Raw genomic sequence first — 13,710 nt, forward strand, 5'->3', positions numbered from 1 at the left:
GCACATAGGCACTAAAGCTGTTACAATCTTGTGTCTTTCCAAAAATTTACCTTGAGATGAGAAGAAGGATTATAGGGAAGAAGTTTGTATCCTTGTGACTGTAAATAATCAATTACTTTTGGCAGTATTTGTACGGTTACACTCGAATCATGCATTAAAATGACTTCGACTTGTTCATCACTTTGATTACGTACTCTTTCGAGTATGGCAGAAGGATTGTCATAGCTTTTCCAGTCGTATGTATCGATCGTCCAATCCCACATTTTATACTGGGCCGATACAAGTGCGTCACGGTAATTCTTTTTTAAATAAGGCATACTACCATATGGAACGCGAACGAGATGTGTATTTAATTTCGTAACTTGCTGGACAATGCTTTGTGTTTGCTCCATTTCTGCAATTAAAGTGGAAGGGTCACCAGTGTAAAGGCGTTTTACATCATGTGACATGCTGTGGAGCCCGATATAATGTCCTTCTTTAATTAATCGTTGCATCGTTTTTGTGTAATGTGGCACTTTTCCGCCAATAACAAAGAAAGTTGCTTTTCCGTTCTTTTCTTTTAAGATGTTTAAAATTTGTGTAGTATATTTGTTTGGCCCGTCATCAAATGTTAAGTACGCAATTTTTTGTGTAGGAGAAGTTGTTTCAGTATTTGGATGATATTCAGCAGGAATAACAGTTGTTGCTTCAGTATTAGATGATACGTACATAGTAATCGTTAAAAATAAAATAATACATTGAAATACTCGCTTGATCATAACATTCACCCTCAGTTTGACAATCAAGATGTAAAAAGAAAACTTGATACTTTTCTTATTATGTATATCTTTCTCCAATAGAGGAACTCTCAAACAATCTATATTTTGGAAATATAAAATGAGAATAAAAAATAGCATCCTCTTATAAGAAAGAGGATGCTATTTGAATATTTCATAATTGAAAAGGCTATACTACAATTAGTCTTCGCGTTTTTTCACTTTTTTATAAAAGGAAATGATTGGTTTGTAGCGTTCATGTACAAGCCCGATTATTTCAGCGATGATTTCTGTGAAGAAAATCAAAGCGAAAAGAAGAATAATGGATAACCATAACGTTGCACTAGTGAAAATAATGGCATTTACACTAAAGAAAATACCGAATGCGTATATAATTAGTACCGTTTTGCGATGAGAGAATCCCATTGCAAGTAAGCGGTGATGTAAATGTGATTTATCTGGTGCTGAAATAGGTTTTTTATTTACGATACGACGGATGATTGCAAATATCGTATCAAATATAGGTACACCTAAAATGATAATTGGAACGATAAAACTGAATAACGTTACACTTTTGTATAATCCAAGTAACGATATAACAGAAATACAGTATCCTAAAAATAGTGCTCCTGTATCTCCCATGAAAATTTTTGCTGGATGGAAGTTGTAGAATAAAAATCCAATTGTACTTGCTAATATAATTAATGCAAGTGGCAAGATAATAGCTGTTCCAGTACCCCATGGGCTAGTGAAGGCCATATATGCTAGCGTTGCAAGTACGATAGATGAAATCCCAGCAGATAATCCATCTAAGCCGTCAATTAAGTTGATTGCATTCGTAATACCTACAAGCCAAAATACTGTAATTGGATAAGCAAGCCATCCAAGTTCAGTATCCCCAAGGAATGGGATATATAATACTTGCACTAATAATCCACTTTTTACAATCATAATGGCAACTAACAGTTGTCCACCGAATTTTACTCTCGCAGATAACTCGTACATATCATCTAAAATTCCGATGATTACAATGATAATCGCACCTAGCGTTATCGATAACATTCTTTGTTCATATAAGCCGCCGACAACAAATCCTACAGCTACACCAATAAATATTGCCAACCCGCCAAGACGTGGCATAATCTTTTGGTGCACTTTACGTGCGTTTGGCTTATCTGTCGCTCCTATTTTAAAAGCTAATTTAATAACTAAAGGAGTAACGACGAGTACAGTGATGAAAGATGCCAAAATGGCATAAATCACTTGTGAGTCCATTAATACCCCACCCTTTATAGTCTAACGTAATTTTTTTTTTGAAAATATATTTATCTGAAAATTATGATGTTTATTTACAGGCTCATAACATATGGTATCACAAAAAGATTAGAATTCAATCTTTTTTTCTTTTTACGGTTAATGGAAGCGGATAGAATATATGACAATTGTATATAGAATGTTGAATCATATAAGAAGGTTAATCGTACTGGGCTTTGGAATGTAACATTTCCTCTTTTTCTTCAATAGTGAATACTTTTATTTCAGTATTATAAGTGTTGCACGTAGAAATGAGTAAGTTTCGTGTTAAAATGTGGGAATTTATCACGCGTGAACTGGCAGCCTGATTCTCACTGATTAAGTTTTACTTTATAGTGCATTTAATTTTACAAAAACTTTAAAAAAAATAAGGGAAGTAATTCATATAATGAAGAAGGAAAAGGGTTTTCTCATTTTTAATATGAGAGGGGGAAGCACAGGAAGAGTTCTATATTTCATATCTTTTCTATTGTAAATTCCTGTGCGAAAAGGAAATGAAAATTACGATAGTAGGTACTGGATATGTTGGATTGATTACAGGAGTAGGATTGGCAAAATTAGGGCATTCAGTTACATGTTTTGATATAGATGATGAAAAAATTGAACGGATAAAACAAGGGGATTTACCTATTTATGAGGCCAGATTACATGAATTAATAAATTATGCATATGAGAATAATGCTTTAACTTTTACATCAAATAAAGAAGAGGCATTTGATGATGTAGAGTTTATATTTATTGCAGTTGGAACACCACCTTTATTAGATGGGACGGCAGATTTAACGTATATTCAGAGTGCTTGTAACGATATTGGATTATATGCGACGAACGATATTATTGTTGTTACGAAAAGTACAGTTCCAGTAGGCACAAATGATGTAATGAAGGGATGGATTGAGGAGAAGTTAAAAGGGAGGCATACAGTACATATCGTATCGAATCCAGAGTTTTTGCGTGAGGGTTCAGGTATTTATGATTTCTTTCATGGAGATCGTATTGTAATTGGAGCGGATAGTAAGGAAGTAGCAAGAAGAGTAGAGAGTTTGTATAGTCAATTATGCTTAGAAACGTATGTTACAGATATTAAAAGTGCGGAGATGATTAAATACGCGTCGAACGCCTTTTTAGCTACAAAGATTAGTTTCATTAATGAAATTTCAAATATATGTGAGAAGGTAGGCGCGAATGTATTGGATGTTGCCAAAGGGATGGGAATGGATAAGAGAATCGGTGCATCTTTTTTAAATGCGGGCATTGGCTACGGAGGGTCGTGTTTTCCGAAAGATACGAAAGCACTGGTACAAATTGCGGGAAATGTTGCTCATGATTTTCGTTTGTTAAAAGCAGTTATTGAAGTAAATAATAAGCAACAGCTGCTATTGATTGAAAAAGCGAAAAAAGTTATGAACATGAATAAAAAGCGGATTGCAGTTCTTGGCGCATCCTTTAAACCCAATACGGATGATATTAGAGAGGCATCATCTCTTATTATAATAGAAGCATTAATTAATATAGGTGCAGATATTGTTCTTTATGACCCAAAAGCAATTCAATATGTAAAGAATATATTTGGAGATGCTATACAATATAGTAGATGTATAGATGAATCGATTAGAGATGCGAGTGCGGTTTTTATCGTAACAGAATGGGGAGATATTCAAACTTATCCGTTAGAAAAGTACGTACAACTTATGAGGGAGCCTATTTTATTTGATGGGAGAAATTGTTATACTGATGAAGATGTTAAGAAACAAAAGATAGATTATTACTCGGTGGGAAGAAAAAGTATTTGTAATAGAAAAGTTTCTGTTATGCGTTAAAAAGGGATGTACTCATGCATATTTTTATATGTCATAATAGAAGCTGTAATTAGTGAAAGAAAAGAGGCAATCACATGACTGAACGTTTAAAAGTAATGACAATTTTCGGGACACGTCCAGAAGCAATTAAAATGGCACCTCTTGTATTAGAGTTGCAAAAACACCCAGAAAAAATTGAATCGATTGTGACTGTAACAGCACAACATCGCCAAATGTTAGATCAAGTATTAAGTATCTTTGGAATTACGCCAGATTTCGATTTAAATATTATGAAAGACCGCCAAACTTTAATTGATGTTACAACGCGTGGTTTAGAAGGTTTGGATAAAGTAATGAAAGAAGCGAAGCCGGATATTGTACTTGTACATGGTGATACAACAACAACATTTATTGCAAGTTTAGCTGCTTTTTATAATCAAATTCCAGTAGGTCATGTTGAGGCGGGCCTTCGTACGTGGGATAAGTATTCTCCATACCCAGAAGAGATGAATCGTCAATTAACAGGTGTAATGGCGGATCTTCATTTCTCACCGACAGCAAAATCAGCAACGAACTTACAGAAGGAAAATAAAGATGAGTCACGTATTTTCATCACAGGAAATACAGCGATTGACGCGCTACAAACGACTGTAAAAGAAACATATAGTCATCCTGTACTAGAGAAACTTGGAAATGATCGTCTTGTACTTATGACAGCTCACCGCCGTGAAAACTTAGGTGAACCGATGCGTAATATGTTCCGTGCAATTAAGCGTCTTGTTGACAAACATGAAGATGTACAAGTTGTGTACCCTGTTCATATGAACCCTGTTGTTCGTGAAATAGCAAATGAAATTTTAGGTGAACATAACCGTATTCATTTAATTGAGCCGCTAGATGTAATTGATTTCCACAATGTTGCAGCTCGTTCATACTTAATGTTAACGGATTCTGGTGGTGTACAAGAAGAAGCTCCATCACTTGGTGTACCAGTTCTTGTTCTTCGTGATACAACAGAGCGCCCTGAAGGTATTGAAGCAGGTACGCTGAAATTAGCAGGAACAGACGAAGAGACAATCTTTGGTCTTGCTGATGAGCTGTTATCAGATAAAGAAGCTCATGATAAGATGGCGAAAGCATCTAACCCTTACGGTGATGGTCGTGCATCAGAGCGTATTGTAGAAGCAATTTTACAGCACTTTAATAAGTAAATAAAAAAGGCCCAATCGCATAGATTGGGCCTTTTTGTTACGGCTGATTGCGCATAATCCACTCTGCATGAGCATTTGTAGAAGGTGGCGGATCAGTTGGTGTTTTATTTTGGTTTGTTGCTTTTTTTGTTTGTTCGTTAGAATTAGAATTTGAATCAGGACTTGAGTTGTTTTTTGTAGTTGGTTTTTTTGCTTTTTCTCCTAATTCTTTTTCAATTTCGTTACGCACCGTTTCTACACTGATTGGATCTGGAAGGAAGTAATAAATACCGCCTATCTTTTTGTCTTCGCCTTCAAGCTTTAACGTTTGCATTGTAGAAGGATCAAATCCAGAAAGTTTATTGTAAAGAGCAAGTCCGTCTGAAATAGGAATGTCGGTTTTTATATATTTTCCAACGACAGCTGTTAAATCTTTAATTTTAAATACAGTAGAGGTGGAGTTTAGCTTTTGGGCAACAGCGGCCAGTAATTGTCTTTGTCTAGCAGCTCGACCATAATCGCCATTTGGATCTTGCTTTCGCATACGGACATAAGCAAGTGCTTCTTCACCGTTTAAGTTTTGCTGTCCTTGCTTAAATTGAATTTTTTTGTAGTAATCCACGTCAGAGCGCTCCCAGAAATCGAAGGGTACGTCAACGGTAACACCGCCAACAGCATCAACGATACCTTTAAAGCCTTGGAAATCAATTTTAATATAATGGTCTACAGGAACTTTTAGAAAACCTTCTACAGTTTTGATTGCCATTTCCTCTCCGCCGTAAGCATGGGCGGCATTAATTTTGTCTTCTTTTCCCTTTCCGACAATCGGAACGCGGCTATCACGAGGAATGCTCATAAGCGAAATCTTTTTAGTTTTCGGATTGACTGTTGCAAACATTAATGAGTCTGTACGACCATTTTGACCATCTGTCGCATAATCTTCTATACCCATAATGAGAATTGTAAAAGGTTCCTTTGTAATTTCTACATCTTCGTTTCTTAAATCCGATTTTTCACGAGTAAAACCACTATACATCCCCATAAGAGAAGAGTAAGAATTTAACACATAAACTCCTATGCTGCCAAATAAAAATGCGAAAATAAGGAAGAAGAAAAGTTTCCTTCTTCGCTTCTTTTTTATTCTGCTATTTTGGAGATGATAATAACGTTCTTCCATATATAATCTCCTTAGTTCGTTAGTTCATTTGTAGGGAAGTAATTCACTACATTAATCTTTGAAGGTGATAAATGGGTTATTCTTAGATAACATCTTGTTCTAAGTACAACATATCTCCTTCTGTAATTGTACATTTCCCGTTTGTTAATTCAATCATCCAATCTGTAAATGCTTGTTTGCCGTCTTCTTCTACATACGTATCAAATGTGACATTTTCTAGATAATGAATATCTTTAATGGCATATTTTGAATTGCGTAATTCATTTTCCACTTTGCCAAGTAATGTGTAATCAATCTCGGTTTGCATCACACGCATTAGTTTTCGCTGGACAACACCGACATGATTAATGCCTTCGCTTGTACACTTTCCATATGCACGAATTAATCCACCTGCGCCAAGTTTAATGCCACCAAAATAGCGTGTTACGACGACGACGGTATCTTTTAGTCCGCGTTTTTTTAGTACCTCTAACATTGGTACGCCAGCTGTACCGCTAGGCTCACCGTCATCATTTGCCTTTTGAATATGATCTTGTTCGCCAATTAAATAAGCGGAACAATTATGTGTTGCATTCCAATGTTGTTTTTTTATTTTTTGTATAAATTCTTGAGCCTCTTCCTCAGTTGTTGCTCGGCTAATATAACAAATAAATCTTGATTTTTGAATGACGATTTCGTGTTCGCCGTAGTCTTTGATTGTAAAATATTGTAATAGCACTTGTGTACGCCCCTATCTATCAAAATGACTAGTACTTTCCATTTTAAAAGCGAGCCTTTTTATATTCAAACATTTTTTCTAAATATGCTGAAGTTTTTGGTGAGTATTTTATCTTTTTGTTGTAATTTGTCGAGATGGTAGGTATAATTTCAACCGGCATTTTCATGTATGGATGCACCATTTGTAGTTTTCGTGTAAAATTAGGAAATAAAACTTTTTATAAGGCAGGTACGAAAATGAAAATAGCTATTGTTACTGATAGTACGGCATATATACCGAAGCAAATTCGTGATGAACTCAATATATATATGATTCCATTAAACGTTGTGTTTGGAACAGAATCTTATCAAGAAGAAGCTGAAATTTCAGCAGATGATTTTTATGTGAAAGTACGTGAACAAGAGGAACTTCCAAAAACTTCTCAACCAGCAATCGGAAAGTTTGTTGAGCTATATGAAGAACTAGCTAAAGATTATGATGCAGTTATTAGTATTCACCTATCAAGTGGAATTAGTGGTACATATCAAACATCAACAACAGCTGGACAGATGGTAGAAGGTATTGATGTATACACGTATGACTCTGAAATTAGTTGTGAAGTACAAGGATTTTATGTGCGTGAAGGTGCAAAGTTAGCAAGTGAAGGAAAGAATCCAAAAGAGATTATCGCTCGTTTTGATGAAATGAAGAAAACGATGGACGCCTATTTTGTAGTTGATGATTTACATCATTTACAACGTGGTGGTCGATTAAATAGCGCGCAAGCTTTCATCGGCAGTCTGTTACAAGTGAAGCCAGTTTTATATTTTAGAGATAAAATCATTATTCCGTTTGAAAAGATTCGTACACGTAAAAAAGCATTAAAACGTATCATTGAAATTTTTGATGAGCAAGCAAGTAAAGGTGTACCTATGGAAGCAGTTATCATTCATGCGCAACGTGAAGAGGAAGCGCATGAATGGAAGAAAGAATTAGAAGCAAAATATCCTCACGTCACAATTCGTACAGGTTATTTTGGAGCTGTAATTGGTACGCACTTAGGTGAAGGTGCATTAGGTCTTGGATGGTATACGAAGTAATAAAGATATAAAAAACTCTCTTTTTAAGAGGGTTTTTTTACGGGTATGTTACGTTTAGTTGACAAGTTAATATTTGGAAATGGTAAAATGTACGTAAAATAAAATAATGAGGAAAGTTTTATAACTTACTTTTTACAAGAAACTATATTATAATGGAAGAGAGGTGAAACATATGGAGCATAATTCTTGTTTATGTCCAAAGTTTGAGTCAGCTTTTACTCTGCTTAGTAAGAAGTGGACTGGCTTAATTATTAAATCTTTGCTTGAAGAGTCGAAACGTTTTAGAGAAATCGCAGATATTATCCCAAATATGAGCGATCGTATGTTGTCAGAGCGTTTGAAGGAATTGGAAAGCGAGGGCATTGTAGTTCGTAATGTCTATCCAGAAGTACCAGTTCGAATCGAGTATGGCTTAACTGACAAGGGAAAAGCGTTAGAAAGTGTTATGGATGAGGTCCAAAATTGGGCTGAGAAATGGATGAAGTAGCATTTCATCTGTATTCGTATATTTAATAAAACGTAAGGAATTCCTTACGTTTTTTCTTTGTTTATAGAAGTGAGAAAAGTATATAAATTTCTACACATACATACAAAAATATACGCATTTTGCGCTAGAGCTACATATAATATTACATTTGTTTTACAAAAACGTAACATTAGCAAAAAAAATCCCGAATTATGGTATAAATTTTATAGGTTATATACGGAAAAAGAAAAAAGAAAGCGGTGTAAAAAATAAAATGAAAAAGCTAAAAATGGCATCTTGTGCATTAGTTGCAGGATTAATGTTTTCTGGGCTAACACCAAATGTATTTGCAGAAGATAAAATTTCTGACGTGAAATCACAAATTAACACACAAAATGACACTTTACATAAACAACAACAAGAACGTGATGAATTACAAAAGCAAATGAATGACTTAAACAAAACAATTCAAGGTTTAGATAAATCTGTTCAAGAGAATGCTGCAAAGCTTGATGAAACAATGAAAAAAGTTGCTGATACTGAGCAATTAATTGAAAAGAAAAATAAAGATATTGCAGAATTACAAACAAAGATTGCAAAACGTGAAGAGCTATTAAGAAAGCGTTTAGTCGCACTTCAAGAACAACCAAATACAAACGTTGTAACAGAAGTTCTTGTAAACTCTAAAAACGTTGCAGATTTAGTTGATCGTTTAACTTCTGTTTCTAAAATTCTTGAGTCTGATGAAGATATCATGAAAACACAACAAGAAGACCAAGCTAGTGTGAAAAAAGATGTTGCAACGGTAAAAGAAAAACAAAAAGAATTAAAAGAAGCACAAGCTCAAATTGAAACTGCTAAGAAAGAACTTGACGCTGAAAAAGAGAAAAAAGCAACAGCGGTAAACGATTTAAGCGGTAAAATGGATACAGTTGTAACTTCAATGACAAGTACGGAAGGTCAATTGAAAGAGCTTGAGAAACAAGCATTACAATTACAACGCATTGCCGAAGAAGAAGCACAAGCAAAAGCTGCACAAGAAGCTGCTGCTCAAAAACAAGCAGAGCAAGCTGCTAAAGCTGCGCAAGCTCAACCAGCACAAGCACCTGCAGAGCAAGCTGCACCAGCAAACAATGGTGGACAAGCTCAAAAAGAAGAACCTAAAAAAGAGGAACCAAAAAAAGAAGAGCCTAAGAAAGAAGCACCTAAACAAGAAGAGAAAAAGCCAGCTCCAACACCAGATTCAAATCCGACTCCGGGCGTAATTGGTAAGGCAAAGCAATACTTAGGTATGCCATATGTTTGGGGAAGTGCATCTCCATCAAACGGTGGTTTTGATTGTAGTGGATTCATTTCTTACATCTTTGGTGTAGGTCGTCAAGACGTTAATGGTTACTGGAATTCTGTTTCAAAAGTAAGTAGCCCACAACCAGGAGATTTAGTATTCTTCCAAGGTACTTATAAAGCAGGTCCATCTCACATCGGTATTTACGTTGGTAATGGCCAAATGATTCATGCTAGTGATAAAGGAATTGCGTACGGTGATATTAACAGTTCGTATAACCAAAAACATTTCTTAGGATACGGTCGATTCTAGGATTTATAAAAGAATAAAACATGTGTATAAAGTCGATAGCTTACTATTTTATAAGTAGGTTATCGGCTTTTTTGAGTTTTTACGAGATGATGAGAAAGGTTTATAGTAGTGCTGGAGGTGATTGTTGATGCTAGCGGGGAAACAGTTGCTATTAGAAGAACTTTCTTCAGATTTACAGAGGGAATTAAACGATTTGAAAAAGAAGGGAGAGATCGTATGTGTACAAGGTGTAAAAAAGAAGAATTCTAAATATATGTGCCAACGCTGCGGAAATGTAGATCGGCGGCTATTTGCGTCGTTTTTATGTAAAAGGTGCAGTAAAGTGTGCACATATTGCCGGAAGTGTATAACGATGGGGAGGGTAAGTGAATGTGCTGTACTTGTTCGCGGGATTGCTGAAAGAAAGAGAGAAAAGAATTTAAACTTGTTACAGTGGAACGGGACGTTGTCTACTGGCCAGAATTTGGCGGCGCAAGGAGTTATAGAGGCTATTAAGCAAAAAGAATCATTTTTTATTTGGGCTGTATGCGGGGCTGGGAAAACAGAGATGTTGTTTTACGGAATTAACGAAGCGCTTCAAAAAGGAGAAAGAGTTTGTATCGCAACGCCGAGAACGGATGTTGTTCTGGAATTAGCACCGAGATTGCAAGAAGTATTTCCATATATACAGATAGCGGCTTTATATGGAGGGAGTGTGGATAAAGAAAAAGATGCAGTACTAGTCGTTGCGACTACGCATCAATTATTACGTTATTATAGGGCGTTTCATGTCATGGTTGTAGATGAGATAGATGCTTTTCCATATTGTGCAGATCGAATGTTACAGTACGCGGTAAAACAAGCGATGAAAGAAAAAGCGGCGCGTATTTATTTAACTGCGACTCCAGATGAAACTTGGAAGCGAAAACTTAAACAAGGTAAACAAAAAGGTGTTATTATTTCTGGACGATATCATCGTCATCCTTTGCCAGTTCCTTTATTTTGTTGGTGTGGGAATTGGAAAAAAAACCTCATGCATAAAAGAATTCCTCGAGTTTTACTACAGTGGTTACAAACATACTTAAATAAAAATTTCCCTATTTTTTTATTCGTCCCCCATGTGCGATATATAGAAGAAATAAGCTTGTTGTTAAAACTATTAAATAATCGAATTGAAGGTGTACATGCAGAAGATCCGGGGAGAAAAGAAAAAGTAGCGGCTTTCAGAAAGGGAGAAATCCCATTATTAGTTACAACGACAATTTTAGAGCGAGGCGTAACGGTGAAAAATTTGCAAGTCGCAGTTTTAGGGGCGGAAGAAGAAATATTTTCAGAAAGTGCGCTCGTACAAATTGCGGGCCGAGCAGGGCGGAGCTTTGAAGCGCCGTATGGAGAGGTCATTTATTTTCACTATGGTAAGACAGAGGCGATGGTGCGCGCGAAAAAACATATTCAAGGTATGAATAAAAATGCGAAAGAACAAGGATTGATTGATTAATGCATTGTTTACTTTGTGATGAGTATTTTGTAGAAAAGATTAGTTGGTACACTTTTTTTGTAAAGTGTCATAGAAAATATATATGTGATAGATGTGAGCAGAAACTTTCCTATATTATAGGAGAAATTTGCATGGAATGTGGGCGGCCTTTAGAATTTGTTCCTGCCTCATTTCAAGAAGACGGTATTTGTATAGATTGTATAAGGTGGATGAAAGAGGAGGAGTATCGTTCTTTTAAAAACCGTTCGTTATATATGTATGATGATGAGATGAAAGAAATAGTAGCGCAGTTTAAGTTTCGGGGGGATGCAGAGTTAGTGCACATTTTTTATCGTCCTTTTCGAAATTTATTTCAAAAGCATTTTGCCAATGTTTCAACCGTTATCGCTGTTCCGCTTAGTAAGGAAAGGGAAATTGAACGTGGTTTTAATCAAGCTGAGTTATTAGCAACTTGTTTGCCTGTCAAAATTTCTTATCCATCATTAAGAAGAAGGGAAACAGAAAAGCAAAGTAAGAAGACACGTAAAGAAAGGGTGTCAGGAAGCAATCCTTTTTATTTTCAGGGAGAAGAGATGTTTTCTGGGCAACATATTTTACTCGTTGATGACGTGTATACGACAGGGATTACAGTTAGGCAAATCGGAAGTTTGTTATATGAAAGAGGGGCAAGAGAAGTATCTAGTTTGACACTTTGTAGAAGTTAATATGGCATTGTCGAAAGGGATAATAAAAAGGCGATAAGTCTTCTTTGACTTCATATGTTGTCATTCGTTATAGTCAAAATATGGGGCGAATGCCCTGATTTTTAGAGTGAAGGGAATGGAATGAACATGCAAGGAAGAGTGAAATGGTTCAATGCAGAAAAGGGATTTGGGTTTATTGAGCGTGAAGATGGTGACGATGTATTTGTCCATTTTTCTGCTATTCAACAAGATGGATATAAGTCATTAGAAGAAGGGCAACAAGTAGAGTTTGACATTGTAGATGGAGCGCGTGGACCACAAGCAGCTAATGTTGTGAAACTGTAGGGTATATTGTTTTTGGAAGAGAAAGCTGCGTTTGTGGCAACGTTATATATATGTAGTAGAACCTCTTGTTTTTCGCAAGGGGTTTTTGTTGTAGGGTAAGTTGTCAAAAAGTTGTTTCTTTTCTGTAACGAATTGTCCACAGAAACATTCGTTATTCACGATGTTAATAGGATAAAATAAAGATAGAAACGATGCATCTTTTCATTTCAACAAAAAACGATAAAAAAATTGCAATTCCACTAATTTTTTTAAAAAAGTTAGAAGGAGTTTTTAAGCCAATGTCGAAATTATAATACATAGGCTTGAAAGGAGGAATTCATCTATGAAATTCAACATTCGTGGTGAAAATATTGAAGTAACTCCAGCATTAAAGGAATATGTAGAGAAAAAACTAAGTAAGTTAGAGCGTTATTTTGATACATTCCCAGAGATTAAAGTTAATTTAAAAGTATACTCTGACAAGCAACGTGTCGAGGTAACAATACCATTTACTGATTTATTACTTCGTGCAGAAGAAACTAATAGCGATATGTACGCTGCTATCGATTTAGTAGTTGATAAAATTGAGCGACAAATTCGTAAACATAAAACAAAAGTAAATCGTAAGTTACGTGAGAAAGGTTCTATGAAAACGAACTTTATCCTTCCAGAAGCAGTAGCTGTTTTGGATGAGGTAGAAGAAGATGAATTAGAACTTGTACGTACAAAACGATTCGATTTAAAACCGATGGACGTTGAAGAGGCAATCCTACAAATGGATATGCTAGGACATAATTTCTTCGTCTTCACAAATGCTGATACAAACGAAACTAATGTTGTATATGGCCGTAAAGATGGGAAATACGGTTTAATCGAAACTAAATAATAATTCGAAAGCGCAGCCGAAATGGCTGCGCTTTTTTTGTATTTTTCGCAGCAAGGTTAAAAAAGTTTTATAAGTAGCCGATTTCATTAAGAAGTGATTTTTAGGCGGTATTTCCTCAAAACAGCAGGAGAAAATTCGAAACTTAGAGAGGTGAGTTACTCTTTATTATTTGGAACAAGCATAGGAATGTAGCTACCTTTACAAGTAATTCTTTGCTAGGGATATAGTATTGTTTTTAAAAATTT

Annotated in this window: 13 protein-coding genes; 9 read left to right on the forward strand and 4 right to left on the reverse strand. The window is 35.6% G+C overall.

From position 1 onward, the window contains the following. Nucleotides 1–20: 20 nt before the first annotated feature. A complete protein-coding gene (locus HFD78_RS09465) occupies nt 21–758 on the reverse strand; it encodes a polysaccharide deacetylase family protein (RefSeq protein WP_000597152.1) in 738 nt (245 codons plus the stop codon). 198 nt (nt 759–956) lie between these two features. Then, on the reverse strand, nt 957–2,030 hold the full coding sequence (locus HFD78_RS09470) for a glycosyltransferase family 4 protein (protein ID WP_000378319.1): 1,074 nt from the start codon (nt 2,028–2,030) through the stop codon (nt 957–959). 533 nt (nt 2,031–2,563) lie between these two features. Between HFD78_RS09470 and HFD78_RS09475 the strand changes: the two genes are divergently transcribed. Both HFD78_RS09475 and wecB read left to right on the forward strand, forming a co-directional pair. Continuing rightward, nucleotides 2,564–3,889, forward strand: coding sequence for a UDP-glucose dehydrogenase family protein (locus HFD78_RS09475; RefSeq protein WP_000704920.1), 1,326 nt, complete (start codon nt 2,564–2,566; stop codon nt 3,887–3,889). Nucleotides 3,890–3,963: 74 nt separating this feature from the next. Continuing rightward, the gene (gene wecB / locus HFD78_RS09480) at nt 3,964–5,079 is read left to right on the forward strand and encodes a non-hydrolyzing UDP-N-acetylglucosamine 2-epimerase (protein WP_000140145.1); all 1,116 of its coding nucleotides are present in this window, start codon (nt 3,964–3,966) and stop codon (nt 5,077–5,079) included. A 37-nt stretch (nt 5,080–5,116) separates the two neighbouring features. Here the strand turns inward: wecB and HFD78_RS09485 are convergent, their stop codons facing one another. Further along, entirely contained in the window at nt 5,117–6,235 is a 1,119-nt protein-coding gene (locus tag HFD78_RS09485; RefSeq protein WP_000392785.1) for an LCP family protein, read from the reverse strand. Nucleotides 6,236–6,317: 82 nt separating this feature from the next. Next, nucleotides 6,318–6,953: a YigZ family protein gene (locus tag HFD78_RS09490; RefSeq protein WP_000926665.1), complete on the reverse strand. Its 636-nt coding sequence runs from the start codon at nt 6,951–6,953 to the stop codon at nt 6,318–6,320. A gap of 236 nt (nt 6,954–7,189) precedes the next feature. On the opposite strand from HFD78_RS09490, the gene HFD78_RS09495 reads away from it, so the two are divergent. From HFD78_RS09495 to hpf, 7 genes are all read left to right on the forward strand, one after another. Further along, entirely contained in the window at nt 7,190–8,032 is an 843-nt protein-coding gene (locus HFD78_RS09495) for a DegV family protein (protein ID WP_002103834.1), read from the forward strand. Nucleotides 8,033–8,204: 172 nt separating this feature from the next. Next, nucleotides 8,205–8,519: a winged helix-turn-helix transcriptional regulator gene (locus HFD78_RS09500; protein WP_000400857.1), complete on the forward strand. Its 315-nt coding sequence runs from the start codon at nt 8,205–8,207 to the stop codon at nt 8,517–8,519. Nucleotides 8,520–8,667: 148 nt separating this feature from the next. Further along, a complete protein-coding gene (locus tag HFD78_RS09505) occupies nt 8,668–10,095 on the forward strand; it encodes a C40 family peptidase (RefSeq protein ID WP_044584985.1) in 1,428 nt (475 codons plus the stop codon). 127 nt (nt 10,096–10,222) lie between these two features. Continuing rightward, entirely contained in the window at nt 10,223–11,572 is a 1,350-nt protein-coding gene (comFA, locus tag HFD78_RS09510; RefSeq protein WP_044584984.1) for an ATP-dependent helicase ComFA, read from the forward strand. Continuing rightward, nucleotides 11,572–12,276: a ComF family protein gene (locus HFD78_RS09515; protein ID WP_044584983.1), complete on the forward strand. Its 705-nt coding sequence runs from the start codon at nt 11,572–11,574 to the stop codon at nt 12,274–12,276. Before comFA ends, HFD78_RS09515 begins: the two co-directional genes overlap by 1 nt. A 126-nt stretch (nt 12,277–12,402) precedes the next feature. Next, nucleotides 12,403–12,600: a cold shock protein CspC gene (gene cspC, locus HFD78_RS09520; protein ID WP_001990088.1), complete on the forward strand. Its 198-nt coding sequence runs from the start codon at nt 12,403–12,405 to the stop codon at nt 12,598–12,600. 322 nt (nt 12,601–12,922) lie between these two features. Next, the gene (gene hpf / locus HFD78_RS09525; protein WP_000671186.1) at nt 12,923–13,465 is read left to right on the forward strand and encodes a ribosome hibernation-promoting factor, HPF/YfiA family; all 543 of its coding nucleotides are present in this window, start codon (nt 12,923–12,925) and stop codon (nt 13,463–13,465) included. The last annotated feature ends 245 nt before the right edge of the window (nt 13,466–13,710 follow it).

Origin of the sequence: Bacillus sp. EKM501B (genome assembly GCF_011800505.1) — a bacterium.
GTDB lineage: Bacteria > Bacillota > Bacilli > Bacillales > Bacillaceae_G > Bacillus_A > Bacillus_A cereus.

What these genes read in the sequence shown, in the direction of transcription:
- HFD78_RS09465 (WP_000597152.1), bottom strand. Translation starts at nt 758, where the DNA reads ATGATCAAGCGAGTATTTCAATGTATTATTTTATTTTTAACGATTACT.
- HFD78_RS09470 (WP_000378319.1), bottom strand. Translation starts at nt 2,030, where the DNA reads ATGGACTCACAAGTGATTTATGCCATTTTGGCATCTTTCATCACTGTA.
- HFD78_RS09475 (WP_000704920.1), top strand. Translation starts at nt 2,564, where the DNA reads ATGAAAATTACGATAGTAGGTACTGGATATGTTGGATTGATTACAGGA.
- wecB (WP_000140145.1), top strand. Translation starts at nt 3,964, where the DNA reads ATGACTGAACGTTTAAAAGTAATGACAATTTTCGGGACACGTCCAGAA.
- HFD78_RS09485 (WP_000392785.1), bottom strand. Translation starts at nt 6,235, where the DNA reads ATGGAAGAACGTTATTATCATCTCCAAAATAGCAGAATAAAAAAGAAG.
- HFD78_RS09495 (WP_002103834.1), top strand. Translation starts at nt 7,190, where the DNA reads ATGAAAATAGCTATTGTTACTGATAGTACGGCATATATACCGAAGCAA.
- HFD78_RS09500 (WP_000400857.1), top strand. Translation starts at nt 8,205, where the DNA reads ATGGAGCATAATTCTTGTTTATGTCCAAAGTTTGAGTCAGCTTTTACT.
- comFA (WP_044584984.1), top strand. Translation starts at nt 10,223, where the DNA reads ATGCTAGCGGGGAAACAGTTGCTATTAGAAGAACTTTCTTCAGATTTA.
- HFD78_RS09515 (WP_044584983.1), top strand. Translation starts at nt 11,572, where the DNA reads ATGCATTGTTTACTTTGTGATGAGTATTTTGTAGAAAAGATTAGTTGG.
- cspC (WP_001990088.1), top strand. Translation starts at nt 12,403, where the DNA reads ATGCAAGGAAGAGTGAAATGGTTCAATGCAGAAAAGGGATTTGGGTTT.
- hpf (WP_000671186.1), top strand. Translation starts at nt 12,923, where the DNA reads ATGAAATTCAACATTCGTGGTGAAAATATTGAAGTAACTCCAGCATTA.